The 24,949-nt window shown below is 64.4% G+C and carries 23 protein-coding genes; 5 read left to right on the forward strand and 18 right to left on the reverse strand.

Annotated elements, in window-relative coordinates; genetic code table 11:
- Window positions 1-102: 102 nt before the first annotated feature.
- Both ONG87_RS09905 and ONG87_RS09910 read right to left on the reverse strand, forming a co-directional pair.
- Window positions 103-1,455 carry a GntP family permease gene (locus ONG87_RS09905; RefSeq protein ID WP_122477027.1) on the reverse strand — a complete coding sequence of 451 codons (1,353 nt, stop codon included), beginning with the start codon at window positions 1,453-1,455 and terminating at the stop codon, window positions 103-105.
- Window positions 1,456-1,560: 105 nt separating this feature from the next.
- Window positions 1,561-2,091 (reverse strand): gluconokinase, encoded by a 531-nt coding sequence (locus ONG87_RS09910; RefSeq protein ID WP_122477029.1) that lies wholly within the window; start codon window positions 2,089-2,091, stop codon window positions 1,561-1,563.
- A 181-nt stretch (window positions 2,092-2,272) separates the two neighbouring features.
- Here ONG87_RS09910 and ONG87_RS09915 point away from each other — a divergent pair, with 181 nt between their 5' ends.
- Window positions 2,273-3,289, forward strand: a complete 1,017-nt coding sequence (locus ONG87_RS09915; protein ID WP_192136766.1) for a LacI family DNA-binding transcriptional regulator — start codon at window positions 2,273-2,275, stop codon at window positions 3,287-3,289.
- 101 nt (window positions 3,290-3,390) lie between these two features.
- On the opposite strand, the gene ONG87_RS09920 is transcribed toward ONG87_RS09915, so the two are convergent.
- A complete protein-coding gene (locus ONG87_RS09920) occupies window positions 3,391-4,275 on the reverse strand; it encodes an AraC family transcriptional regulator (RefSeq protein WP_264382850.1) in 885 nt (294 codons plus the stop codon).
- Window positions 4,276-4,445: 170 nt separating this feature from the next.
- On the opposite strand from ONG87_RS09920, the gene ONG87_RS09925 reads away from it, so the two are divergent.
- The 3 genes from ONG87_RS09925 (at window position 4,446) to ONG87_RS09935 (ending at window position 8,055) form a co-directional block, all read left to right on the forward strand.
- The gene (locus ONG87_RS09925) at window positions 4,446-5,498 is read left to right on the forward strand and encodes an NAD(P)-dependent alcohol dehydrogenase (protein ID WP_185793405.1); all 1,053 of its coding nucleotides are present in this window, start codon (window positions 4,446-4,448) and stop codon (window positions 5,496-5,498) included.
- Between the two features lie 441 nt (window positions 5,499-5,939).
- A complete protein-coding gene (locus tag ONG87_RS09930) occupies window positions 5,940-7,010 on the forward strand; it encodes a glycosyltransferase family 4 protein (protein WP_264382780.1) in 1,071 nt (356 codons plus the stop codon).
- Window positions 7,003-8,055, forward strand: a complete 1,053-nt coding sequence (locus ONG87_RS09935; RefSeq protein WP_264382781.1) for a hypothetical protein — start codon at window positions 7,003-7,005, stop codon at window positions 8,053-8,055. The genes ONG87_RS09930 and ONG87_RS09935 overlap by 8 nt, the downstream gene beginning before the upstream one ends.
- Window positions 8,056-8,071: 16 nt before the next feature.
- Here ONG87_RS09935 and ONG87_RS09940 read toward each other — a convergent pair whose 3' ends face one another.
- The 14 genes from ONG87_RS09940 to ONG87_RS10005 form a co-directional block, all read right to left on the reverse strand.
- Window positions 8,072-8,347 (reverse strand): DUF1652 domain-containing protein, encoded by a 276-nt coding sequence (locus tag ONG87_RS09940; RefSeq protein ID WP_122478290.1) that lies wholly within the window; start codon window positions 8,345-8,347, stop codon window positions 8,072-8,074.
- Between the two features lie 126 nt (window positions 8,348-8,473).
- Window positions 8,474-9,778: an MFS transporter gene (locus ONG87_RS09945; protein ID WP_264382782.1), complete on the reverse strand. Its 1,305-nt coding sequence runs from the start codon at window positions 9,776-9,778 to the stop codon at window positions 8,474-8,476.
- 99 nt (window positions 9,779-9,877) lie between these two features.
- Window positions 9,878-10,819, reverse strand: a complete 942-nt coding sequence (locus tag ONG87_RS09950) for a sugar kinase (RefSeq protein ID WP_264382783.1) — start codon at window positions 10,817-10,819, stop codon at window positions 9,878-9,880.
- A complete protein-coding gene (locus ONG87_RS09955) occupies window positions 10,812-11,594 on the reverse strand; it encodes a sugar phosphate isomerase/epimerase (RefSeq protein WP_264382784.1) in 783 nt (260 codons plus the stop codon). The genes ONG87_RS09950 and ONG87_RS09955 overlap by 8 nt, the downstream gene beginning before the upstream one ends.
- A 65-nt stretch (window positions 11,595-11,659) precedes the next feature.
- On the reverse strand, window positions 11,660-12,622 hold the full coding sequence (locus ONG87_RS09960) for a LacI family DNA-binding transcriptional regulator (RefSeq protein WP_264382851.1): 963 nt from the start codon (window positions 12,620-12,622) through the stop codon (window positions 11,660-11,662).
- A 283-nt stretch (window positions 12,623-12,905) separates the two neighbouring features.
- Entirely contained in the window at window positions 12,906-13,259 is a 354-nt protein-coding gene (locus ONG87_RS09965; RefSeq protein WP_049859546.1) for a RidA family protein, read from the reverse strand.
- 11 nt (window positions 13,260-13,270) lie between these two features.
- Window positions 13,271-14,440, reverse strand: coding sequence for an FAD-binding oxidoreductase (locus ONG87_RS09970; RefSeq protein ID WP_301335544.1), 1,170 nt, complete (start codon window positions 14,438-14,440; stop codon window positions 13,271-13,273).
- Window positions 14,433-15,809 (reverse strand): NAD(P)/FAD-dependent oxidoreductase, encoded by a 1,377-nt coding sequence (locus tag ONG87_RS09975; RefSeq protein ID WP_122478219.1) that lies wholly within the window; start codon window positions 15,807-15,809, stop codon window positions 14,433-14,435. The genes ONG87_RS09970 and ONG87_RS09975 overlap by 8 nt, the downstream gene beginning before the upstream one ends.
- Window positions 15,806-16,174, reverse strand: coding sequence for a (2Fe-2S)-binding protein (locus tag ONG87_RS09980; RefSeq protein WP_122478217.1), 369 nt, complete (start codon window positions 16,172-16,174; stop codon window positions 15,806-15,808). The genes ONG87_RS09975 and ONG87_RS09980 overlap by 4 nt, the downstream gene beginning before the upstream one ends.
- On the reverse strand, window positions 16,164-17,303 hold the full coding sequence (locus ONG87_RS09985) for an FAD-binding oxidoreductase (protein WP_122478215.1): 1,140 nt from the start codon (window positions 17,301-17,303) through the stop codon (window positions 16,164-16,166). Before ONG87_RS09985 ends, ONG87_RS09980 begins: the two co-directional genes overlap by 11 nt.
- Entirely contained in the window at window positions 17,300-18,097 is a 798-nt protein-coding gene (locus ONG87_RS09990; RefSeq protein ID WP_122478214.1) for an ABC transporter permease, read from the reverse strand. Before ONG87_RS09990 ends, ONG87_RS09985 begins: the two co-directional genes overlap by 4 nt.
- A 6-nt stretch (window positions 18,098-18,103) precedes the next feature.
- A complete protein-coding gene (locus tag ONG87_RS09995) occupies window positions 18,104-18,976 on the reverse strand; it encodes an ABC transporter permease (RefSeq protein ID WP_122478212.1) in 873 nt (290 codons plus the stop codon).
- On the reverse strand, window positions 18,963-20,036 hold the full coding sequence (locus ONG87_RS10000; protein WP_122478211.1) for an ABC transporter ATP-binding protein: 1,074 nt from the start codon (window positions 20,034-20,036) through the stop codon (window positions 18,963-18,965). Before ONG87_RS10000 ends, ONG87_RS09995 begins: the two co-directional genes overlap by 14 nt.
- A 69-nt stretch (window positions 20,037-20,105) precedes the next feature.
- Complete coding sequence (locus ONG87_RS10005) at window positions 20,106-21,158, reverse strand: ABC transporter substrate-binding protein (protein ID WP_122478209.1); 1,053 nt, start codon at window positions 21,156-21,158, stop codon at window positions 20,106-20,108.
- Between the two features lie 227 nt (window positions 21,159-21,385).
- Here ONG87_RS10005 and ONG87_RS10010 point away from each other — a divergent pair, with 227 nt between their 5' ends.
- Window positions 21,386-22,282: a LysR substrate-binding domain-containing protein gene (locus tag ONG87_RS10010; protein WP_122478207.1), complete on the forward strand. Its 897-nt coding sequence runs from the start codon at window positions 21,386-21,388 to the stop codon at window positions 22,280-22,282.
- 116 nt (window positions 22,283-22,398) lie between these two features.
- Here ONG87_RS10010 and ONG87_RS10015 read toward each other — a convergent pair whose 3' ends face one another.
- On the reverse strand, window positions 22,399-24,753 hold the full coding sequence (locus ONG87_RS10015; protein ID WP_264382785.1) for an FdhF/YdeP family oxidoreductase: 2,355 nt from the start codon (window positions 24,751-24,753) through the stop codon (window positions 22,399-22,401).
- Window positions 24,754-24,949 lie beyond the last annotated feature (196 nt).

Below are 24,949 nucleotides of genomic sequence, written 5' to 3' on the forward strand. Positions count from 1 at the left end.
CACAGAGTGAAATGAACTGTACTCGTGTGGGAGCGGGTCTCTGCCCGCGAATGATTCACTATGGTGGATCAGAAAGGTTGCGGCCGCCTTTCGCGGACTGGCTCAGACCACCATCGACAACAGCAGGATGAAGATCAGGCCGACAACGGACAGGATGGTTTCCATCACGGTCCAGGTCTTCAGGGTTTCGGTCACGGTCATGTTGAAGTACTGCTTGACCAGCCAGAAACCCGCGTCGTTGACGTGGGACAGGATCACCGAGCCGGCGCCGGTGGCCAGCACCAGCAGCTCACGGTTGACGCCGGGCATCATGCCGATGACCGGGGCGACGATACCGGCACCGGTGATGGTCGCGACCGTTGCCGAGCCTGTGGCAACGCGAATCACCGCAGCCACCAGCCACGCCAGCAGAATCGGATTGACCTCGGCCTGCACGGCCATCTGGCCGATGATGTTGCCCACACCGGTATCCACCAGCATCTGCTTGAAACCACCGCCAGCGCCGACGATCAGCACGATGGCCGCAGTCGGGGCCAGGCTCTGGTCCAGCAGCTTCATGATCTTCGAACGATCGAAACCGCGCGCCACACCAAAGGTGTAGAAGGCCAGCAACAGGGCCGCGAGCAGCGCGGTGATCGGGTGGCCGATGAAGTCCATCCACTGGCGGAACAGGTTCTCTGCCGGCAAGGCCACGTCGGCGAAGGTCTTGAGCATCATCAGGAACACGGGCAGCAGGATGGTGATCAGGGTCACCGCGAAGCTGGGCAGGTTCTGGTTGTCCGACTCCTTGGCAATCTGGTCCATCAGCTCCTTGGAAGGGTTGCCCGGAATGTACTTGGAGATGAACGAGCCGAAGATCGGGCCGGCGATCATCGCAGTGGGCAGGCCGACGATCAGGCCGTAGAGAATGGTCTTGCCGATATCGGCGTTGAAGATGCCGATCGCCAGCAACGGACCCGGATGCGGCGGCACCAGGCCGTGGACCACCGAAAGACCGGCAAGCAGCGGGATGCCGATCTTCACCAGCGACACGCCGGAACGGCGGGCGACGATGAACACCAGCGGGATCAGCAGCACGAAGCCGATCTCGAAGAACAGCGGGATGCCCACCAGAAATGCGGAGAACATCATTGCCCAGTGGATGCGCTTGACCCCGAACTTGCGGATCAGGGTTTGCGCGATCTGGTCGGCGCCGCCCGAATCGGCCATCAGTTTGCCGAGCATGGTGCCCAGCGCAAGGATGATGCCGACGAATCCAAGCACTCCGCCAAAGCCGTCCTGGAAGGACTTCATGACCTTGACCACCGGCAAACCGGACGTCAGGCCGAGGAAGATCGCTGCAATGGTGAGTGCGACGAAAGGGTGGACCTTGAACTGTGTGATGAGCACGATCAGACCAATGATGGTGACCAGTGCATCGAGCAGCAAGTAAGTGTCGTGAGCTAAGCCAAACATAAAGGTTTGCCTCGTGTTGTCGTTGTTGTGGGCGCAACGGTTGTGGTTGGGGACATCAGACACTGCTGCGCGGGATGCTCAGACAGCGCTGTCTTCGAGTGCCGATCAAGCCAGCGTGGAAGCGCCGTGCTCGACCAGCCAGTGTTCCACCTGCTGCGCCAGGTCCACGATGGGAGTGGTGGCGTCCAGGTCCAGGGTCAGGGGTTCGCCGGTCGGCGGTTCCAGTGCAGCGAACTGGCTGTCGATGAGGCTGGCCGGCATGAAGTGGCCGGGCCGATGGGCGACGCGGTTGGCGGCTTCTTCGCGGGTCAATGCGAGAAACACGAAGCCCAGGCCAGGCACGGCGTCGCGCAGGGTCTTGCGATACTTGAGCTTGAGCGCCGAGCAGGTCAATACGGGGCGTTGTCCGGACTCGATGCAGGCACGCATTTCCTCGCCCAGACGCACCAGCCAACCGGCGCGGTCGTTGTCGTCGAGGGGGTGGCCGGCGCTCATCTTGGCGATGTTGGCTTCGGGATGAAAGCTGTCGCCTTCGATCAGGCGGCCGCCGCTGCGGCCAACGATGGCGGCACCGACGCTGCTCTTGCCGCAGCCGGATACTCCCATCACCACCAAAGCGTTCAGAGGGGCATTCATCAAGTCACTCCTGCTGGGGCCGGCCGTTCGTGGATACGGCGCCCTCATCTTATTGATCTTGTCAAAGCAGTCTGGTGCAGCCTGCGGTAATAGCAAGGCACAAATCATTATTGCTCTGGATTCGAGACAGCGCTACCTTACCTCAACTCTTTTTCATTGCAAGTAGATAACAACAAGAATCATGGCGCGAATCGGTTCACGCGCAACTGGCCTGCCCACCCTGGCCGAAGTTGCCAAACTTTCAGGTGTTTCCCCCATTACGGCTTCACGCGCATTGCGCGGGGTGTCGACGGTCGCTCCACAATTGGCCACCAAGGTGCTGGAGGCCGCGCAGACCCTGGGCTATGTGGTCAACCCGGCGGCACGCGCGCTGGCCTCGGCGCAGAGCCAGTCGGTGGTGGTGCTCATTCCCTCGCTGTCCAACCATTTGTTCATCGACACGCTGGAAGCCATCCATGAAGTGATGCGCCCGCGCGGGCTGGAAGTACTGATCGGTAACTACCACTACGATGTCGACGAAGAAGAAAACCTCATTCGCAACTACCTGGCCTACAAGCCGGGCGGCATCCTGCTGACGGGCATGAGCCGCACCGAGCGTGCGCATGCCATGTTGCACAACAGTGGTGTGCCGTGCGTGCACATGATGGAGTTGGGCGCCAGCGGCGGGCGTGCCTGTGTCGGCTTTTCCCAGGAGCAGGCCGGAAGCGTGGCGGCGCAGCATCTGCTGGACGCCGGGCGCCGACGCCTGGGCTATGTGGCCGCGCAGCTCGACCCACGTGTGATGCAGCGCGCCGAAGGATTCAGGGCGGCGCTGGAGAGGGCGGGGGTGCATGATCCCCAACTCGAGGTGCTGTGCCCGCAGCCTTCGTCGATCGGCTTGGGCGGCGAGTTGTTCGCTGACCTGATGCAGCGTCATCCAGATGTCGACGGAGTGTTCTTCTGCAATGACGACCTGGCCCAGGGCGCCATCTACGAGGCCCAGCGCTTGGGCATCGCCATTCCGGGACGAGTGGGCATGGTGGGCTTCAACGATCTGCCGGGTTCGGCGCATCTGGTACCGCGCCTGACCTCGATCCGTACCCCGCGCGCCGAGATCGGCCGCAAGGCCGCGCAGATGTTACTGGACAGCATGGCTGGCAAGAGTGACAGCGCCCAGGCAATCGACCTCGGCTTCGAGCTGGTCGTACGCGAAACCTGACCGGGCGTCCCTGATGCCTGCGGTGATGCCGGACGCGGCTTGCGCCGCTGCTACAGGGGATCGCGGTGCCTCTGTAGCAGCGGCGCGAGCCGCGTCGGGGTTCAGCGCGTTACTCGTTCCTGGCCAGGGCTGTAGTTGAACAGGCGTTTGTATTCCCGGCTGAACTGCGAGGTGCTCTGGTAACCCACGCGCAACGCCACCTGGTTGACGTTCATTCCATCCGCGACCAGCAGCGCGCGCGCCTTGAGCAGGCGCAGGCGCTTGATGTACTGCACGGGCGAGGCCAGCGTATTGCGCTTGAAATGCTCGTGAAACGTCGAAGCACTCATGTTCGCCCGTCGCGCCAGGTCGTCGACTTGCAGCGGCTGCTCGTAATGCGCGTGCAGCCAGGACAGCGCGCCGGCGATACGTGCGAATTGCCCTTGCTGTTCGACCAGCGCGCGCAGCACATGCCCATTGGGACCGCGCAGTGCGGTGTAAAGCACCTCGCGCAACCGTGCCTGCGCCATGGCCAGGCGCTCCTGGGGATCGTGCAGGCACTGCAGCAGCCGTTCCACCGCGCCGCGCATGGCGTCGTCCAGCGCTACGGCAGTCATCGACTCGGTGGTCTGTGCCTGGCTCGGGCCGGGCTCCATGGCCAGCACCAGTTCACCCAACAGCGTTCGATCGATCGGGATAGAGACGCCGAGCAGGGGCAACTGCTCGCTGGCGAAGGTCTCGCACTCGAACGGCACCGGCAGTGCCTGTATCAGGTAGTGGCCCGCACCGTATTCCAGGGTGCGCTCGCCCAGGTACGCCAGTTTGCTGCCCTGGGCGATCACCATCAGGCTCGGTTCGTAGATCTGCGCGGTCCGCGCGACGTGGCTGCGGCACGAAACCACGCGCAGGCCGTCGATGGCCGTCGGGATCCAGTCATCGGCAATGGCCAGCGGGCGAATCAGCTGCACCAGGCGGGCGTTGGCGTCGAGGTGTTTGGTCAGGCTCATGGGATACCACGGATCAGGCATGAAATCAGTCGTGGATGATCGCACGTTCGGGCCCCGTTTGCGGGGTGCTCGGAGGAATGGGCATTCATTGCGCAGGATCGGACATGGCCGCAGGCGCGCGGGAAAGCCACAATCCAAGCCTGATCATTTTTCATTTCGAGAGGTTTACCATGTCCAAGGCACTCGGCTACGCCGCGCTTTCGCCCACCACGCCCCTGGCGCCCTTGAGCTTCGAACGTCGCGCCTTGCGCCCTGACGATGTCAGCATCGAAATCCAGTATTGCGGCGTCTGCCACTCTGACTTGCACCAGGCCCGCAACGACTGGGGCATTGCGGTGTACCCACTGGTACCGGGCCACGAAATCGTTGGCCGCGTGGTTGCCGTCGGTTCCCAGGTGCAGAAGTACGCCGTGGGCGACCGTGTCGGCGTGGGCTGCATGGTCGACTCGTGCCAGCATTGCGATGCCTGCCACGCGGACCTGGAGCAGTACTGCCTGGAAGGCCCGACCATGACCTACGCTACGCCTGATCGCGTCGATGGCAGCAACACCATGGGCGGTTATTCCGACAGCATCGTGGTCAGCGAGAATTTCGTGGTGCGCATTCCCGACGGCCTCGACCCGGCCAACGCCGCGCCGATCCTGTGCGCCGGGATCACCACCTATTCGCCGCTGAAGCATTACGGCGTCAAGCCGGGTGACAAGGTCGGCATTCTGGGCATGGGTGGCCTGGGCCACATGGGCATCAAGTTCGCCAAGGCGCTGGGCGCCGAAGTGACGCTGTTCACCCGTTCGGCGAGCAAGGCTGCCGAGGGCCGTCGCCAAGGTGCGGACCATGTGATCGTATCGACCGATGCCGAGCAGATGAAGGCCGCCGCCGAGACCTTCGACTTCCTGCTCGACACCATTCCGGTGCCGCACGACCTGAACCCCTACCTGGAAACCCTGCGTTTCGACGGTGTGCACATTCTGGTCGGGCTGATCCAGCCGGTAGATCCCGCTCTGCATGCGGCCAACCTGGTGCTCAAGCGCCGCGTTCTGGCCGGTTCGTTGATCGGTGGTATCAAGGAAACCCAGGAAGTCCTGGATTTCTGCGCCGAGCACGACATCACCTGCGATATCGAGATGCTGGACATCAAGAACATCAACGAGGCGTTCGAGCGCATGCACGCCGGTGACGTGAAGTACCGCTTCGTGATCGACATGGCCACCCTCAAGGCCTGATACGGCAGGTTAGAACCTGTGTAGGAGCGGCCTAAGGCCGCGAACCGGGCGCTGCGGTGTGTCAGTCAATCCGCGGTGTGCTTTTCGCGGCCGCCGACCGCTCCTACGGATGCGAGGTCACCTGTAGGAGCGGCCTGAGGCCGCGAACCGGGCGCTGCGGTGTGTCGGTCAATCCGCGGTGTGCTTTTCGCGGCCGCTGACCGCTCCTACGGATACGAGGTCACCTGTAGGAGCGGCCTGAGGCCGCGAACCGGGCGCTGCGGTGTGTCAGTCAATCCGCGGTGTGCTTTTCGCGGCCGCTGACCGCTCCTACGGGTACGCGGTTACCTGTAGGAGCGGTCCATGGCCGCGAACCGGGCGCTGCGGTATCGCGCTGCTACTTTATGCAACCATTCCTGCGCGCCAGCCTCAAAGCTGCAATCCGTGCCAGGAACATCCCCGATGTCTTCATCTTCCGCCCGCCCGTTGCGCATCGGTGTGCTGACGCACATCAAACACCCCATTCGCCAACCGTTCGCCGGCGGCTTGGAAGCGTTCACCCACGATGTGACATCCGGGCTGATGCAACGCGGCCATGACGTCACGCTGTTCGCCAGCTCGTCCAGCGATCCGGCGCTCAACATTGTCCCGGTGTGGGATGACACCACCTACAAAGACGGTCGACGGGCCTGCCTGAGCTCCGAGTACATCGAGGAGCATCACGCCTACCTCAAAGCGATGCAGAACATCGACGACCGCCGCTTCGACGTCATCTTCAACAACAGCCTGCACTATGTGCCTGCGACCATGGCCTCGATGATTCGCACGCCGATGCTGACGGTGCTGCACACCCCACCTTTCTTCGAATTGATCAACGCCTACAGCGGCGAGCGCCGCGCCGGGCACTTCGCGACCATCTCCGAAGCCAACGCGCGGCAGTGGAAAGACGTCATTCCCGAGTGCCATATCATCCCCAACGGCATCGACCTGCAGCTATGGTCGCCGCGCGCGGCACCGCTCGAGCATGCCATCTGGTTCGGGCGGCTGGTGCCGGACAAAGGCGCGCACCTGGCCATGGACGCCGCGAAACTGGCCGGCGTACCGCTGCGCCTGGCCGGTCAGGCGGTCGACCCGCGTTACTTCAAGGAGCAGATCCAGCCGCGCTTGAATGACCAGTGCCAGTACCTTGGCCACTTGGGCCGTGACGAACTGGCCATCGAGCTGGCCAGCGCGTCCGCCGCCTTGGTCACCCCGTGCTGGGAAGAGCCCTTCGGCCTGGTCGTGGCAGAAGCCCTGGCCTGCGGCACACCGGTAGCGGCCTTCGCCCGTGGCGCGGTGGGCGATCTGCTGACCGACGCAACCGGTGCGCTGGCCGCAGGCGGCGACGTCGAAGGCTTGGCACACGCTTTGCGCCTGGCCCGGCGCAAGTCACGCCTGGCCTGCCGCCTGCACGCCGAGAGCCAATGGAGCCACGAGGTCATGCTCGACCGCTACGACGCGCTGTTGCGGCAAGTGGCCGACGCCGGTGCCTGAGCGGGCGCAGGTCGGCTACTACGTGCATCACCACGGCTCCGGCCATGGCATGCGCGCCCTGGCCATCGCCCGGCACATGGACTGCGACGTCACGTTGATCGGCTCGCGGTTGCCCGACGCCGACTACCCCTCGACGATCAAGGCCCTGCAGTTGCCCGGCGACACTGCGCCCGGCATGCATGTGGAGAGCTTTCCCGCGCTGCATTACGCGCCCTTGGCCGTGGACGGGCTGCGCGAACGCATGGGGCTTCTGGCCGACTGGATGCGTAGCGCCTGGCCGTGTCTGCTGGTGGTCGATGTATCCGTGGAAGTGGCGATGCTGGCGCGCCTGTTCGGCGTACCGTGCGTGTACATGCGCCAGCACGGCGAACGTACCGACCCGGCCCATCTGCAGGCCTATGCATCGGCCTCGCGCTTGCTGGCGCCATACCCGGCCTCGATGGAGTGCAGCCAGATGCCCGACTGGGTGCTGGCCAAGACCGACCACTGCGGTTGGGTGTCCCGCTACAGCCAGCAAAGCAGCGCTCACGTGGCGCCTGAGCATGGCGCGGTGCTGGTGATCACCGGGCAGGGTGGCACGGCCTTCACCGTCGATTCACTGATTGCCATTGCCAGACGCTGCCCCGAAGATCGATTTCGTGTAGCCGGACCGCTGCCCGCCAGTGACCTGCCGCTGCCGGGAAACCTGACGCTGCTGGGGCACCTGGCCGACCCCTTGCCGGAACTGCTGCGTGCCGAGATCGTGGTAGGCAGTGCCGGGGACAATGTGGTCGCCGAGGTCGCGCATCTGGGCGGGCGTTTGATCGCCATTGCCGAGCAGCGCCCGTTCGATGAGCAACGCCTGCAGGCGTTGCAGCTTGAAAGGTTGGGCGTTGCACTGGGTGTGCTCGGTGTGCCGGCTGCAGATCAGTGGCCAGCTCTACTGCACAGGGCTCGGCACCTGCCCGGTCGCCGCGGCTGGCAGGCATTGCTCAACGACAATGCCGCAGCCGACGCCGCTCGGATCGTTGTGGATACACTGCACGGTCATTTTGGATCGAGCTGATGGAGAGCTGGCGCGCTCAGCCTGCCTTGAGCGCCAGCGGCGGAATGAACGCCTCGAGCTCGGCTTCCACCGCCTCGATGATGCGCTCGACGTCCGCGGCATTCATGACCGTTGCACAAGGCAGCCCGGCGATGGCCAGCAGGGTTTCGCCGCTGCTGCGGTCGAACAGCCTGGCCACCATGCTGCTGGGCGCATCCATATTGCCCTCGAAGCCCATGGGGTGAAAGTGCCAGCGCATGACCTGGCAAGCGTTCGGAAATGTCATCTTGTTCATCGCGCCCACCTGTTGCAGCCGCACGTGGCAGGGCAGGCCATCGGAATGGATAGCCTGTGGAGTATTAAAAGTAGCACCACCTGGATGACAGCTGTGCGCTTTGCCACGAATACCGGGCGATTTCATGAAGTTTCATGATCTGCGTCAGTTTTTGCAGGACGCAAGCCCCGTGGCGTCCGCTTTGCCGACCACCGCATCGCAGCCTCCGGGCTTGAGCATGATGGTCAGCAGCGCCGAGAGCAGCAGCGCCCCGCTCATCAACAGGTAGGAAGCGCCCGGGTTGCCGGTGCTGGCGTTCAGATAGCCAACCAGGTAGGACCCGGCGAACGAGCCCAGGGCGCCCATACTGTTGATCAGCGCCATGGCACCACCGGCCACGTTGGCGGGAAGGATCTCCGGCACGATGGCAAAGAACGGACCATAGGGGGCGTACATGCACGCTCCGGCGATCACCAGCAGTGCATAGGACCACCAGAAGTGCTCGCTGCCCAGCGCGTACGAACCGTAGAACGCCAACGCCGCCAGCAGCAGCGGTGGCCAGACGAAGCGCTTGCGCCGTTGCATACGGTCGGAAAACCAGCTCACCACCAGCATGCCGATCACCGCCGCCAGGTAGGGCAGGGAAGACAGCCAGCCAGCCTCGATCATGTCCATCTGCGCGCCCTGCTTGAGAATCGACGGCAGCCACAGCACGAAGCCGTACACGCCCACGCTCCACAGGAAGAACTGCAACGACAGGGTGATGACCTTGCCCGAACGGAAGGCTTCGGCGTAGTTCTTCACCGGCTTCATGCCCACCTGCTCGGCGGCCAGGGCCTGTTGCAGGTCGTCTTTTTCCTGCTGGCTGAGCCACTTCGCCTGGGCGGGTCGATCATCGGCCAGGCGCCACCAGATGAATGCCCAGATGACGGCGGGCAACCCTTCGATGATGAACATCCAGCGCCAGCTGTAATGCTGGATCAGGTAGCCGGACACCACCGACATCCACAGCATCGTCACCGGGTTGCCCAGTATCAGGAAGGTGTTGGCCCGCGAGCGTTCCGCGCGGGTGAACCAATGGCACAGGTACACCAGCATCGCGGGCATGACCACGGCTTCGACGACGCCGAGCATGAAGCGGATCACGATCAGCCAGTAGGCGCTGGAGACGACACCGGTCAAGGTCGCCAGGCTGCCCCAGAGGATCAGGCTGACGAAGATCAACTGCTTGACACTGTGCTTCTGCGCATAGATCGCGCCGGGGACCTGGAAGAAGAAGTAACCCAGGAAGAACAGGGCGCCGAGCAGCGAGGACAGCCCCGGCGTTATGTTCAGGTCGGCGGCCATGCCCGAGGCCGCGGCGAAACCGTAGTTGGCCCGGTCCAGGTAGGCCAGGCTGTAGGTGATGAAGACGATCGGCATGATGTACCACCAGCGACGGCTGGCGAGTTTCGCGGTGTGTCTGTGCATGGTCTGACTCCTGAGCATTTTGTAATTGTCGCAACAGGTAGGGCGTTTTGATTCATGGGTGTAGGGCGCAATGTTTTGCGGGTGTCTTTTTTGCGTGCGTCAGTGGCTTTCGTCCTCGATCAGCGCGGCGCGCGTCGGCAGGCCTTCCATGTCGCCCGGGCTCTGTACAGCCAGGCTGCCGATCCAGTTGCCGCGGCCGGCGGCCTGGGCCAGGTCGCGGCCTTCGAGCAGGGCACTGATGACGCCCACGGCGAAGCCGTCACCCGCGCCGACCGTATCCACCACCTTGGCCACGGGGCGGCTGGCTACATAGCCTTGTTGCTCGGCGCTGCAATAGAACGCGCCGTCCGCGCCCAACTTGATCACCACCGCCTGCACACCCTGGTCGAGATAGAAACGGGCTATGTCTTCGCAGCGTTCGTGTCCAGTCAGCAACTGCCCTTCGGCCAGGCCCGGCAATACCCAGTCGGCCAGCGCGGCGAAGCTGTTTATCTGCTCGACCATGTGCGCCTGGCTGGGCCACAGCGACGGGCGCAGGTTGGGGTCGAACGAGACGCTCCGGCCTGCCGAACGCATGGCGGTCATCAAACCGCGGGTCAACGCATTCATGCTCGGCGACAGCGCCGGGGCGATGCCGGTGGCATGCAGGTGACGGGCATCGAGCAGACGTGCAGGCACATCGCCAATGCCCATATGGCTGGCCGCCGATCCGCAGCGAAAGTATTCGACCGTGGGGTCGCGGCCATCGTCCTGCAGCGATTTGAACTGGAACCCGGTGGGGTGCTGTGAATCCACGCCGACATGGCTGCAATCCAGCCCTTCGCGTTGCAACGCGGCGACGATGAAGCGACCGAGCGAATCGTTGCCCACTCGGCTCAGCCAGGCGACGTTGAAGCCCAGCCGCGACAGGCCGATGGCGACGTTGTTGTCGGCACCGGCAATGCGTTTGCGGAAGCGCTCGACTTCGGCCAGTTCGCCGGTCTGCTCGGCGACGAACATGGCCATGGTTTCGCCGAAGCTCAGCACATCGAACTCAGCCATGGGCCACCTCCTGCGCGGCCTGGCCGAGGCGGGTGAGGGTGGCCACCTGTGCCTTGGCGACAGCCAGCAGGTCGCTGCCCTGCAACGGGTACTCGATGGCCCGCACCAGGCCTGGGGCCATGTGCCCGAGCAGGCGCGCCCACTGATGCAGGTCGGTCAGCTCGGGCGGCGTGGCGACCAGCTTGCCGGCCGTGGTGCGTTGTACGGCCTTGCAGTGAATGTATTCGACGAAACGGCCCAGCTGCTGCGCAGCGCTCGAAACCGACTGTTGCTGCCATTGCCAGTTGCCGATGTCGAAGGTCATGCCCACCGGCACGCCTTGCCCGGCTGTCGCAGTGAAGAAGTCGACCAGCGGCTCGATCCGCCCACCGTGGGCAGTCTGGTCGTTCTCGATCAGCAGGCGCACGGGTTGATCGCGCAACTGATCATGCAGCAGGTGCAAGTCGCTGGCAGTGGAGTGAAAACCCAGCGAGACCTTGAGCCAGATCGCGCCGCACGCAGCCGCGCGAGCGAGCGCCAGTTGCAGCTGCGGATTGGGCGCGGCCTGGCCGGGCTGCCACAGTTCGAGCGGCGAGGAATAGACGCAGGCGAGTTCTTGCGCGGCGATGGCACTGCGCAGGGAAGGCGCATCGAAGTCATCGAACAGCTCCTCGCGCAGTTCGATATGGCTGGCGCCGGTCTGGGCAACCAGCTCTGCCAGGTTGGCCTGGCCCTGTGTACGAACATGGTCCGCGCCGAAGCTGGAAAGGCTGATGGAGACGGGATAGGGATGCATTGTTATTGTCCTCTGAAACCGGTTTCAGTTTTAAGCATGGGTACAGCGCACGCCGCAGCGCTTTTTCAGCGGAGCGGGGTGGAACCTCGAACGATCAGGTCAGGAGTGAAGTGGAACGTCTGGGCTGGACCTCGCGCACCCTGCAGCCGCCGCAACAGGCATTCCAAGGCTTGCACGCCGATGGCATGGGTGGGTTGGGCGAGGGCGGTAATACCGTTGCCTACCAGTGGGTACCAGTCGAGATCGTCGAGCGCGATCAGCCCCACGTTTTCGCATGCCTGGTTGCCCAACTCCCGCAGGGCCAGCGTGCAGGCCAGTGCCGCCACGCCATTGGCGCAGAACAAGGCCTTGGGCCCGACGTCGGCGCCGGCAAGGAACGTGCGCAGTTGCTCGCCGAGGCCGGCACCGGTGTAGAACACCGTGCCGCCGGTGCGTTGCGCGAAGGCCTCGATGCGTTCGGTACGAGAACTGGTGCCATCAACCGCCTCACTGACCAGCGCAAGCTGGCGATAGCCGCGCTGGTGGAGGTGGTCGACGGCCATGTCGACGGCCATCCGGTTGTCCAGCCCGACAAGGTCGCTGGGCAGGTCGGCCACCTTGCGGTCGACCAGCACCATGGGCAGTTCCCGTTGCAGTTCGCGCAGCTCATCCAGGTGGTGGCCGAGGGTGTTCACGATCACGCCTTCGACGTTGTAGGCACGCATGGCCTGCAACTGCTGGCGTTCCTGTTCCGGGTCGCGGTCGGTGTTGCAGACCACCAGGCTGTAGCCATGGCGACGGCAGGCGGTTTCCACGCCATGCATGACGGCCACCGAGTAGGGGTTGCGGATATCGGCCATGAGCATGCCGATCAGGCGCGTACGGCCGCGCTTGAGGCCGCGGGCCATCTGATTGGGGCGATAGCCGAGGTCGTCGATGGCGCGGGCGATGCGTGTGGCGATGACGTCGGACAGCAGACCGCGATCCTCACCGATGAAGCGCGAGACACTGGCCTTGGATACACCTGCGCGCTCGGCTACGTCGAGCATGGTCACGCGAGGGCGCACAGGAACGGAAAGACGGGTCACGGCCTGAGTCCTTTTATGGATGTTATGGGCAGGCGATCAGTGGTTGAAACCGGTTTCAGGAAACACCAAATCGAAGTGGCCGTCAACGGGGGAAGATGGATTTTTGCGTAGGCGATCGGGGCACGAGGGTGGTGCATTTCACGGCTGGAACCGCAGCGCGGCCTCCGCGGGCAGAGCTCGCTCCCACAGGGGATCGGGCTACTCCTGTGTGAGCGGGCTCTGCCCGCGAATCGGGCGACGCGGGTCAGCCAGCGGCGACGACGGTGATTTCCACCAGCAGATCGGGCGCGGCCAGGCGGGATTCCACGGTAGCGCGCGCCGGGGCGTGGCCTTCGGGTGCCCAGGCGTCCCACACTTCGTTCATTCCGGCGAAATTGGCCTGGATGTCCGACAGCCACACTTGGGCGGTGACGATACGCGTCTTGTCCAGGCCAGCCTGCTCCAGGAAGCTGTCGATCTTGGCCAGCACCTGGGCAGTCTGGCCCTTGATGTCCAGGCTACGGTCGGTGGCGGTCTGCCCGCCGAGGAACGTGAAGCCGTTGCACTGAACGACACGGCTCATGCGTTGGTTGGTTTCGATGCGCTTGATGTCCAGCATGGTGTATTTCCTCACGAGTGGATAAGGGATGTTGCAGGTTGTTCGAGCGTCGTCGCCGATTGCGCGAAACGCCCTATGGAAAAGGGGTCGAGACTGATCGGCGAGGGCTCGCCGAGAATCTGCTGGGCCAGGCGCTGACCGGTCCCGGGACCCATCTGGAAACCACTGCCGCAGAAACCGAAGGAATAGCTCAGCTTGTCCGTCTTGCAGCTGGCGCCGATCACTGGAATGTCATCGGCGGTAAACGCCTCGACACCGGCCCAGACCCGATTCACACCCAGGTTGCGCAAATGGGGAAACAGGTCGGTTACCGTACGCGCGCTGGTGCTCAGGCGGTCCATTTGAACCTCGCCATGGCGCGCGGCGAACTCCACCGAGCCCACCAGCTTGCCGCCGATCACCACGGTGCCGTTGGCGAACTGTTTGAATGACAGCGCCCGGCCCGTAGCGCCCAGCACCGGTGCACAGAATGGGGCGACCCGGTGAGTGACCATCAGCATCAAGCCCTGCGGATGCACCGGCACCGGCTCGCCGACCTGTGCCGCCAGTTGCGCCGCCCAGGCCCCTGCGGTGACAACCAGGTGCTCCGCTTGATGCACGCCCGACCGCGTCTCGACCCGCCAATGAGTGGCGCTGCGCTCGATGCGCAGTGCCGGCGTCTGCTCCAGGACCCGTACTCCCAGCCGCTGCGCAGCCAGGCGAAACGCGGTAACGGTGTGGTACGGCACGGCATAGCCGTCGCCGCCGACCCAGATACCACCCACCACATGGGGTGCCACCGTAGGTACCAATTCGAGCACCTGCTGCCGATCGATCAAAACTTCATGGGTGAAGCCCAAGGCATGCAACTGCTCCACACGGCGCTGGCATTCCTGCAGTTCAGCGTCGTTCTCGGCCAGTTTCAGCTGGCCGCTGGCGACGAAGCCACCGTCCTCGCCGAGCACGTCCTGCAAGCCATGCCAAAGCGTTCGCGAAGCGAGGGCCAAGGGGATTTCCGCCACATGGCGGCCCAGGGTGCGCACGCCACCGGCGTTCACCCCGGAAGCATGGCGACCGCAATACTCGGCCTCCAGCACGGTCACCCGGACGCCGGCGCGAGCCAGGTGCAGGGCGGTGCTGAGGCCGTGGATGCCGCCGCCGATCACCAGTACATCAGCGCCCGAGCGCAGGCGCTCAGTCACCGGCCAGCTCCCCGAGTGTGATGGGCTTGATCGGCGGACGAATCCGGTAGTAACCGACGTCGCCTGCGGGCACCTGGCGCGCATCGGCGATCACTTCGGTGACGGTCAGGCCGCACAGGCGTCCCTGGCAGGGCCCCATGCCGCACCGGCCGAACGACTTCGCCTGGTTCGGACCGGCGCAGCCCATGGCGACGAACTGGCGCAACTGGCCGGCGGTGACTTCCTCGCAGCGGCAGACAATGACGTCGTCAGCCGGGATCCGATGCTCGTCGCGGGGCCGGTACAGCGCGTCGAGAAACGGTCTGATGCGCAAATTGTCGCTCAACGCCCGGCGCAGCTCGACGCCACGCCGATCGCGCTGCGGAGCGCCCAGCGCGCCCAGCCGAGCGGCGATGCCCAGGGCGGCCAGCCGGCCCTGCAGTGCCGCCGCCTGTGCACCGCCGATACCGCCTCCGTCACCGGCGACAAACACCCCTGGCACGTCCAGTTCGCCCCAGCTGTCCCTGAGCGGGATGAAGCACAGCTGCTGCGGATCCCAGGCGTGGGTCGCACGCAGCGACTGGCTGAATTGAATATTGGGTACCACCCCCTGGTGCAGCAGCACGCAACGACTGGCGATGCGCTGCGCCTTGCCGTTGGCGGTGAAGCTCAGCGCCTGGGCCGAATCGGTACCCTCGATCGCCAGCTGCGAGGCGCCGGTGAAATGGGCGATGCGCGCCTGGCGCAGACTGCGCATCAGCTCCAGGCCCTTGCGCAGGTAAGGCCAGGCACGCAGGGCCGAGACCAGATGACGCCGCGCGCGCCAGTAGTCGTCGCGGTGCGTGGTATCGACCAAGGCCTTGATCGGCACTCCGGCACGCAAATACTGCCAGCCCAGCAGGTACAGCAAAGGTCCGCAACCGGCCAGCACCACCGGCTCGGTGGGTACTGCGCCAGCGCTCTTGAGCAGGATCTGCGCCGCGCCCGCAGTCATCACTCCCGGAAGGGTCCAGCCACGGATGGGGAAGGGCCGCTCCATGGCGCCGGTGGCCAGCAGGACCGCGCGGGCCTGCAAAGTGTGCATGCGCCCACCCTGCAGATAGCTGACCTGATGATCACGACCCACCTGCCACACTGCAGCTTCCTTGATGTGCCGCACCGGAGTGTCCTCCAGGGCTCTGGCGAGCACGTTGCCGTGGGCATAGTCCGGTCCCAGCAGGTCGCGCCGGCTCAGCGGCGCCAGGGTGATACCGCGATAGATCTGCCCGCCAGGGCTGCCTTGCTCGTCCAGCAAGACCACGGCGAGGCCCAGCCCGGCCAGCTCGGTGGCACCGGCCATGCCTGCCGGGCCGGCGCCCACGACGACGACGTCGACGGATTCGGGGTTCATGGCTGCACCTCCAGGACGCTGACCGAGGGAACCTCGAACTGCAAATCGCGAGCGCCTTCCTGGGAGCGCACCTGCATGCCGTCGACCACATCGATCAGGCAACTCTGCCGATTGGGCACGCCATCAATGCTGACCAGGCATTCGAAACACACGCCCATCATGCAGTAGGGCGCGCGCGGCGATTCGCTCACCGGCGTGGCCCGGAAGCGCTCGATTCCGGACATCAACAACGCCGCCGCCACGCTGATGCCTGGCGGTACGCTCAACGCCTCGCCGTTGAAGCTGAAGGTCACACTGCGGCTGCTGCGGGTTTCGCCGGCCACCGACTGGAACAGCGGGGCGCGGCTGGGGGCTTCAATGGGCATGGGCAAGCACCTTGTCGCTGAGAAAACGTTCGCCGTTGAACACGGCCAATTCGTTGGGCTGCGCCGCCCCCATCACCCAGGGCGCAATGCGCAGGGCGTGGGCGGCGGCCAGGGTTACACCGCTGTGGCAGGTGATGACGAAGGCCCCGGGGTGGGTCGACGACTGCTGGTAGATCGGGAAACCGTCCGGGCTCATTACCCGCAAGGCACCCCAGGCACGGATCAGGCGCACATCGCGCAGCAGCGGAAAGGTCGCTACGCCACGCTGGGCGATCGCCGAGAGCACACCGGTGGAGGTACTGTCGTCGAAGCCGACTTCTTCCATCGAATCGCCCAGTTGCACCGTGCCTTCGTCGGTCTGGCGGACATTGATGGTGGGATAGTCGAGAAACGGCTGGACCCGCTCGCTGACCAGTACCTGCCCGCGGTTGGGTGCGACCGGTGCATGCAGCCCGACCTGCGCGGCCAGCCCGGGGTTGCCCAGGCCGGCTGCGAGTACCACGCGCGGCGCACAGTAGGCCTGCTCCCCGGCCCGGATGCGGAAGTCGCCGGCACTGCCCTCGATGCGCTGGATGTGCTGGCCGCCTGCGAAACGCGCGCCATGGCGTTGCGCGGACGCATGCAGGGCGCGCAGTAGCTTCAGCGGGTTCACATGGCCGTCCTGGGGGGTATAACTGGCGCCGATCACGGCCTTGCCGATCAGCGGCAGGCGCGCCTTGAGTTCGCCGGCATCGAGCATCTCGAAGGGGTAGTCACCGACCGCCGCCTGCAATTGGCGCAGGCGCGCCTCGCGCTCCAGCAGTTCCTCGTCGCTGAAGCACATGTGAAAGCCACCCGGCTGCTTGAGGCTGACATCCACGCCACTGTCGGCCAGCAGCGTATCGCGCAGGTCGGCCCAGCGTTGCGCCGAAGAACGTGTCCAACGCGCATAGTCGGGCAGGTTGTAGCCTTTGCCCTGAACCCAGACCAGGCCGAAATTGCCACGCGAGGCGCGGAACGCATCGTCGCCCTGGTCAAGCACCACGGTGTCGGCGCCGTTGCGCGCCAGGCCGTAGGCCACCGCCGTACCCACCAGCCCGCCACCGACGACGATCACGTCGGCCTTGATCGCTGCCGTCGAGCGCTTCATTTGCCCTCTCCTATGAGCACGCGGTCCAGGCCTACCAGGCGATCCAGCACCAGCATCAAGATCAACGTGCCAACGATCAGCACCGTAGAGACCGCCGTGATCAACGGGTCGATGGTCTGGGAAATCTGGTTGTACATGGCCACTGGCAATGTCGTGGTGCCGGGCGTGGCCACGAACACGGTCATGGTCAGCTCATCGAAACTCTGGATGAAAGCCAGCATCCAGCCGCCGACCACGCCAGTGCGGATGCGCGGCAGGATGACCCGGTGGAACGCCGTCCAGCGTTTGGCGCCCAGCGACAGCGCGGCCTGCTCGATGTCTTTCTCCAGGCCGATGGTGGAGGCCAGGGTCAGGCGCAATGCATAGGGCAGCACAACGATCACGTGAGTCAGGCACAGCGCCCAGAACGAGCCGCCAATCTGCGCGATGGAGAAGAAACGCAGGAAGGCGATCCCCAGCACCACGGAAGGAATCATCAGCGGCGAGAGCAGAAAGCCGGTCAATGTGCCGCGGCCGGGGAAGTCGTAGCGGCTGATGGCCAAGGCCGCCGGGATGGCCAGCAGCGTGGCGATGGTGGCCGACGCCAGGCCCAGCTTGATCGACAGCATGAACGCGTCGAGCATTTCCTGATTGTCCAGCAGGGCCCTGAACCAGCGCAGCGACAAGCCATTGGTGGGCAGTGACAGATACCCCTTGTCGGTGAACGCCATCGCCATCACCACCAGCAGCGGCGCGACGATGAAGCCGATGAACAGGGTATGGAACAGCAGCGAGAAAAAACCGTTCTTGTGCATGGCGGCCTACTCGAAGACTTGCTTGAAGCGGCGCTCGGCCAGCTTGCTGCAACCCAGAATGATGATCAGATTGGCCACCAGCAGGAGCATGGCGATCGCCGCGCCCAGGGGCCAGTTGAGGGTGCCGAGGAATTCGTCGTAGGCCGCAGTGGCGACCACCTTAAGCCGGCGTCCGCCGATGATTGCCGGGGTGGCGAAGGCCGAGGCGGCGAGGGCGAAGACGATGATCGAGCCGGAAAGAATGCCCGGCATGATCTGCGGCACGATGATGCGCCGGAACACCGTCAGTCGCGACGCGCCCAGGGACAGGCCGGCCCACTCCACCTGCAGGTCCAGTCGCTGCAGGGTGGCCCACACCGCGATCACCATGAAGGGCACCAGCACATGGGTCAGGGCAATGATCACGCCCACTTGGGTGAACAGGATCTTTACCGGTTCGTCGGTGATGCCCAGGCCCTGCAGGGCATCGTTGATCAAGCCGTTGTTGCCCAACAGAATCGCCCAGCCGAGGGTCCGCACCACCACTGAAATCAACAGCGGGCCAAGCACCACCAGCAGGAAGGTCGAGCGCCAACGTGGCGCCATGCGCGCAATGATGATGGTTTCCGGGACGCCGAGCAGTACGCACAGCACCGTCACTGCCAGTGCCATTGAGCCGGTTCGCAGGAAAATCTCGTGGAAATAGTCGTCCTTGAACACCTCGATGTAGTTGCCCAGGCTGTACACCGGCAGCACGCCTTCGGTGTCGCTGAACAGGTTGAGCGACAACAGCGCGGTCAGCAGCAACGGTGCCAGCAGCAGGGCGATGAATACCAGCAGTGCCGGGCCGCTGAGCAGCCAAGGCGCCGCGCCTACGTGTTCGGCGTCATACCTGGCCATGGGCAGCCTCCCGGTCGAGCAGGCGCAGGTCGTCGTCCGACCAGTCCAGGCCGACTTCGTTGCCCTCGGCGGGCGGTACATGCCCCAGATTCGGCTGGGTCAGGTGGACCAGGCCAAAGTGGCTGTCCACGGCAAGCAACCACAGGTTGCCGAGGAACACCCGCAGGGCGATCCGACCGTTGATGCGGCCCAGGCCAGGTTCGGTCAGGCGGATTTTCTCGGGGCGGATGTACACGTTGACGTCCTGACCCAGGGAGCGGTCCTCGTGGGGCACATGCAGCAAGGTATCGCGCACCTGCACGTGGCAGCAGCGCTCGTTGCGCAGCTGCACGGCACCGGCGAAGGCGTTGGTCTTGCCCAGAAACGCCGAGGCGAAGGGCGAATGGGGTCGTTCGTAGGCTTCGAATGGTGTATCGATCTGCACGATGCGCCCGCGCTGCATGACTGCGATGCGGTCGCTCATGGTCATCGCTTCGACCTGATCGTGGGTGACCAGAATGGTCGTGATACCCAGTTCGCGCTGGATGGCGCGCAGCTCGATGTGCATTTCCTCGCGCAGCTTGGCATCCAGGTTCGACATGGGTTCGTCGAGCAGCAACAGGTTGGGGCGGATGGCCAGGGCGCGGGCAATCGCCACCCGCTGGCGCTGCCCGCCGGAAAGCGCCTTGGGATAACGCTCGCCAAGGCCGCCAAGACGGACCAGGTCCAGCGCCTCGACCACGCGCTTGGCACGTTCGGCCTTGGCCACGCCGCGCATCTCCAGGCCGAAGCTGATGTTCTGCGCCACCGTCATGTGCGGGAACAGCGCGTAGCTCTGAAAAACGATGCCAAGGCCGCGATCTTCCGGGCGTACGTGAGTGATGTCCCGACCGTCGAGCACGATCCGGCCTTCGGTGGGTTGCACGAACCCGGCGATCGACTGCAAGGTGGTGGTCTTGCCGCACCCGGAAGGGCCGAGCAGGGCGACGAACTCGCCGTGCTGTACCTCCAGGCTCAGGCCGTCGATGGCTTTGAACGTACCGTAGTTCTTGACGAGGCCTTCCAGTGTCAAAAATGCCATGGCTTTGCCACGCAGGCATGCGCCTGCGGCTCCAGGAAAAGGTCGGGAAAGTTCGGACGGGCGCGCGGATCAGCGCTCGACGGTACGGTTCCAGCGTGTGGTCCACTCACTGCGCTGCTGGTTGATGGTCTCCCAGTCGACTTTGATCAGGGCACTGACTTTGTCCGGGCCATAGGGCATGCGCGCGGCGATCTCGGGGCTCAGCTCGACGGTCTTGTTGACCGGCGCAAAACCGTTCTCGTGGGCCTGGATGGTTTGCACTTCGGGCGACAGCACGTACTGGATGAACGTCTGTGACAGTTCCGGCTGGGCATTGGGTGTCACCCCGCAGGCGGCCAGTTGCAAGGCCACACCACCTTCCTTCGGGTAGATGAACTTGAGCGGGAAACCGGTACCCTGCAAGGCCACGGCGCGACCGCTGCCGTAGACCGCCATGACCACGTCGCCGTTCTGCATCATGCCGTCCATTTCACCGGGCGCCGACACCCAGGCCAGCACGTTCGGACCAATCTCGTCCTTGAGCGCCTTGAAGCCGGGGTCGATGTTCTTCTCGCTGCCGCCGCGCAGGCGAGCCATCTCCACCAGTGTGTGCAGGCCGTAGGTGTTGGTCACCGGGGGCATGCCGAGCAGTTGCTTGTAGCGTGGGTCGGCCAGGTCTTCCCAGGAGTCGGGGGCGTCCCAGCCGCGCTTCTTGAAGGCTTCTTCGTTGTAGCCGATTCCGGTAGCCACCATGCCGATACCGGTAGCCTGCGGGCTGAGGCGAGCCAGCGGGTAGAGGTCCTTGTACACCGGCGCATCGCTGAGGTCACCGCACAGGCCCTGCTGGAGCGCCTGGTACATGGGCCCGTCGTCCATCATGGCGACGTTGATCTGCTGGCGGCCCTTCTGCGCCTGCAGCTTGGCCAGGGTTTCAGTGGAGTTGCCGGCAACGTAGACCACTTTGACGTCGTGCAGCTTCTCGAAGGCGGGAATGATCTTGCTCTTGTACATCTGCTCGGTAGAGCCGCCGACACCGGCAACGTAGAGGGTTGGGGCGGCATGGGCGCAGGCGCCGCTCAGAGCGGCGAAAGCGAGGGCGACGCGCAGGGAAGTGAGGCGAAAGGACGGTTGTTGGCTATTCACAGACTATCTCCGAAGTGCAGGGGGCAGATCGAACAATGCGTCGGTCGCTCCGGCGAACCGGGGCCACGCATGCGCTGTGCATGCTCCCGGCCATGGGCGGCGCCGGGTAACGCATCTTGGTGTGCGCTATGTGTATGTGCTGCTGGACTTGAGTATTGCGAGCGTGACGGTATATGGTCAAATACGGATATCGGGCCTAGTCATGCATATTTGATATGGAGGCGTCAGTGAACCTGAGGCAGATCGAAGCGTTCCGCAGTGTGATGCGCATGGGCTCGATGACCGCAGCGGCCGATGTCCTGTACACCTCGCAACCCAACGTCAGTCGACTGATCGCTCAACTCGAGCTGAGCACCGGGCTGACCTTGTTCAAGCGCGCCGGGGTACGGCTGATCCCGACACAGGAGGGTCGCGCGTTCTTTCAGGAGGTGGAGCGCGCATTCGTCGGGCTCGACAGCCTCAAGCATTCGGCGAAGAACATTCGCAACCTGGGCACCGGGCGCCTGCGTGTTGCGGCTGTGCCGTCGACGGGCATGAGCGTGATTCCCGAGGTGCTCAAGACGTTCACGTCGACCCGTCCGGAGCTGACCGTATCGCTGCACGTGAACTCGTCGCCCACCGTTGAACAGTGGGTGAAATCGCAGTTCTGCGACATTGGCATCGTGGTGCATCCGGGCGATGTGGCGAACCATCAGGTCGAGTTGCTGGCCGAGATGGCCGCAGTCTGCGTGTTGCCGGCGGCGCATCCCCTGGCTGAGCACCAGAGCATTACCTTCGCGGACCTGCAGGGGCAGCCTTTCGTGTCGCTGTGCCACGGAGACGGCACGCGGGCGCTGGTCGACGGGCTGTTCGAACAGGCCGGTGTGGAGCGAATCATGGCCCTGGAAGCGCAATACAGCGCGATCAATTGCGAAATGGTTGCGCACGGCATGGGCATAACCCTGGCTCATCCGCTGGTGGCCAGGGATTACCTGCACCGCCAGATCGTGGTTCGACCCTTCCGCCCGGATATTCCCTTGCCGACTTACGTGATCTGGCCCCATGCGCAGAACCGCACCCTGTTGGCCGAGGATTTCATCGACACCCTCAAAGCCCATTACCAGCACCTGACCAAATCCCCGTAGCCCACCTGCAGGTCCGCGGTTATCTGTGGGAGCGGGCTCTGCCCGCGAATCGCGCCGCAGTGCATCAGGCACTCCGCGGTGTCCCTTTCGCGGCCGATGACCGCTCCTACAGGGTGCTAGATCACCTGGTCGGCGAGTGGAATAGCGTGGGCCATGTCTTCGGCGCGGGCCTGGGCCTTGTGCAGGGTGACCGGGATCGACTTGGCGGCGGGCACCTTGCTCTTGCTCGCGTAATGCCACAAGGGCACCAATGCATTGCATTCGGGGTAGTAGGCGCCCGCGCAATTGATCGGGATATCGTAGGCGATGATCTGCATCGGCCCCACCTCGCGGCGCACCTGCGGCTCGATGGCGGTACGAATCGTGACCCAGTCGCCCGGATTGAAACCCAGCCGGACGATGTCGTTGTGGTTCAGGAAGATCACGCTGCGCGTGCCCTTGACCCCGCGAAAACGGTCCTCGTAGCCATACACCGTGGTGTTGAACTGATCGTTGCTGCGCAGCGTCATCAGTTGCAGCACATCGCGCTGTCCGGCGTTCTGCGAGACGTCGTCGTCCTCGTCAAGCGTCTTGGCGGTGACGAACTGCGCCTTGCCCGTGGGTGTGGTCCAGTGGCGCTCGCAGGCGCCCAGCGGCCGGTGGAAACCACCGGGCTCCCACATTCGCGTCTCCATGTCATGGAAGATCTCCGGATAGGTCTGGGCGATGGCCTCCCGCACGCGGGCATAATCCTGGCGCCACAGCTCCCAGGGAATCTGCTCGTTGCCGCTCAGCGTCGCCTGGGCCAGGCCGGCGATGATCGCCAACTCCGCGCGCAAGTGCTCGCTGGCAGGCTCGGCGCGGCCTTCCCAGGCGCGGATGCAGCCGGTGCTGTCTTCGGTGGTGTAGACCTGGCGGCGGCCGTCCTGCACATCGCGCTCGATGCGCCCCAGGCACGGCAGCAGCCAGCCGTGCTGGCCGGGGAACAGGTGGGTGCGATTAAGCTTGGTTGCGATCTGCACATTGAGGGCCAGGCCCGACCATGCCGGCTCCATCCGATCGGTGTCCGGTACTGCGCGCAGGAAATTGCCGCCAAGGCCGATGAAGCCCTTCACCTTGCCGGCCACGATACCCTCGCAGGCATCCACCGTGGCCATGCCCTTTTGCTTCGGTACCTTGATGCCGAACAGCGACTCGATCTTGTCCACCGGCACCTTGGCCGGATCCTCGGTGATGCCCACCGTGCGTTGCCCCTGCACGTTGGAGTGCCCGCGCACGGGGCAGATGCCAGCGCCCGGCTTGCCGATGTTGCCGCGCAACAGCAGCAGGTTGACCAGCATCTGCACGTTCTGGACGCCATGGCGATGCTGGGTCAGCCCCATGCCATAGATGATCATCACCCGGTTGCTGCGGGCATACACGGTGGCAGCGGCCTCCAGCGCCGCGCGATCCAGGCCGCTGCGCTGTTCCAGCGCGGCCCATTCGTGCTGGTCCACCTGGGCCAGGAAGTCATCGACCCCCTCGGTGTGCTCGGCGATGAAATCATGGTCGATCACCGCCGGCCGGCCGTCGGCATGCGCCGCGCGGTCCATCGCCAGCAGGGCCTTGGCGATGCCCATTACCGCCGCCGTGTCACCACCGATAGCTACCTGGTGGTATTGCGTACTGATCACCGTGGAGTCCGGGCCCAGCATTTCCACCGGCGATTGCGGATTGACGAAACGTTCCAGACCGCGCTCGCGCAGCGGGTTGAAGCTGATGATCGGCACCTGGCGCTTGCGCGCCTCCTGCAGTGGATGAAGCATGCGCGGGCTGTTGCTGCCCACGTTCTGACCGAAGAAAAAGATGCAGTCGGTCAGCTCGAAATCCTTCAGGTTCACCGTCCCTACGGGCACCCCGATGCTTTCCTGCAGGCCCACCGACGTGCTTTCGTGGCACATGTTCGAGCTGTCCGGCAGGTTGTTGGTGCCATAGGCGCGAGCCAGCAATTGGTACATGAACGAAGTTTCCAGCGAGGCACGTCCCGAGGCGTAGAACACCACACTGTCCGGTTCCAGCCCGCGCAGTTGCTCGCCGATGCCCTGGTAGGCTTCCTCCCACGTGGTGGTCACATAACGATCACTGGGCGCGTCGTAGCGCATCGGATGAGTCAGGCGCCCGTTGCGCTCGAGCTCGTAGTCGCTCCAGGTGCGCAGCTCGCTGAGGCTATGCTTGGCAAACAGCTCGGGACCGGTGCGCAGCGCGGTCAGCTCCCAAGCGGTCGCTTTGGCGCCGTTCTCGCAGAATTCCAGGGCGTGAGGATTGCCTGGCTTTGCCCAGGCACAGCTGACGCAGGCGAACCCGTCGGGCTTGTTTTGCCGCAACAGCGCGGCAGGGCCCTTGCCCAGGGCTTGCTGGCGCCAAAGGATATTCATCACCGAAAACGCCGATCCCCAGCCTCCGGAAGAAGAGGTGTAGGGTTGATAGCGCGCTTTGGGGTGAATGATCTGCATGGTCTGGATCCTCGGATGCGGATGCCTCGGTGCATGAGGCCTGCATTTACGACGGCCCGTAATCGGCAAAGGTTCGAAGAGCTTTACGCGGCGCTGCCTGCAGGCTGTTCTCGCGCACTTCATCCGGCACGGCCCCTCGGTCAGCGCTGGCGCCGCAGCGGCGATTGCGCTAAAACCCATGGCACCCTTTGGCAAA

This window comes from Pseudomonas sp. MM227 (genome assembly GCF_947090715.1).
In the GTDB taxonomy this organism is placed as follows: Bacteria; Pseudomonadota; Gammaproteobacteria; order Pseudomonadales; family Pseudomonadaceae; genus Aquipseudomonas; species Aquipseudomonas baltica.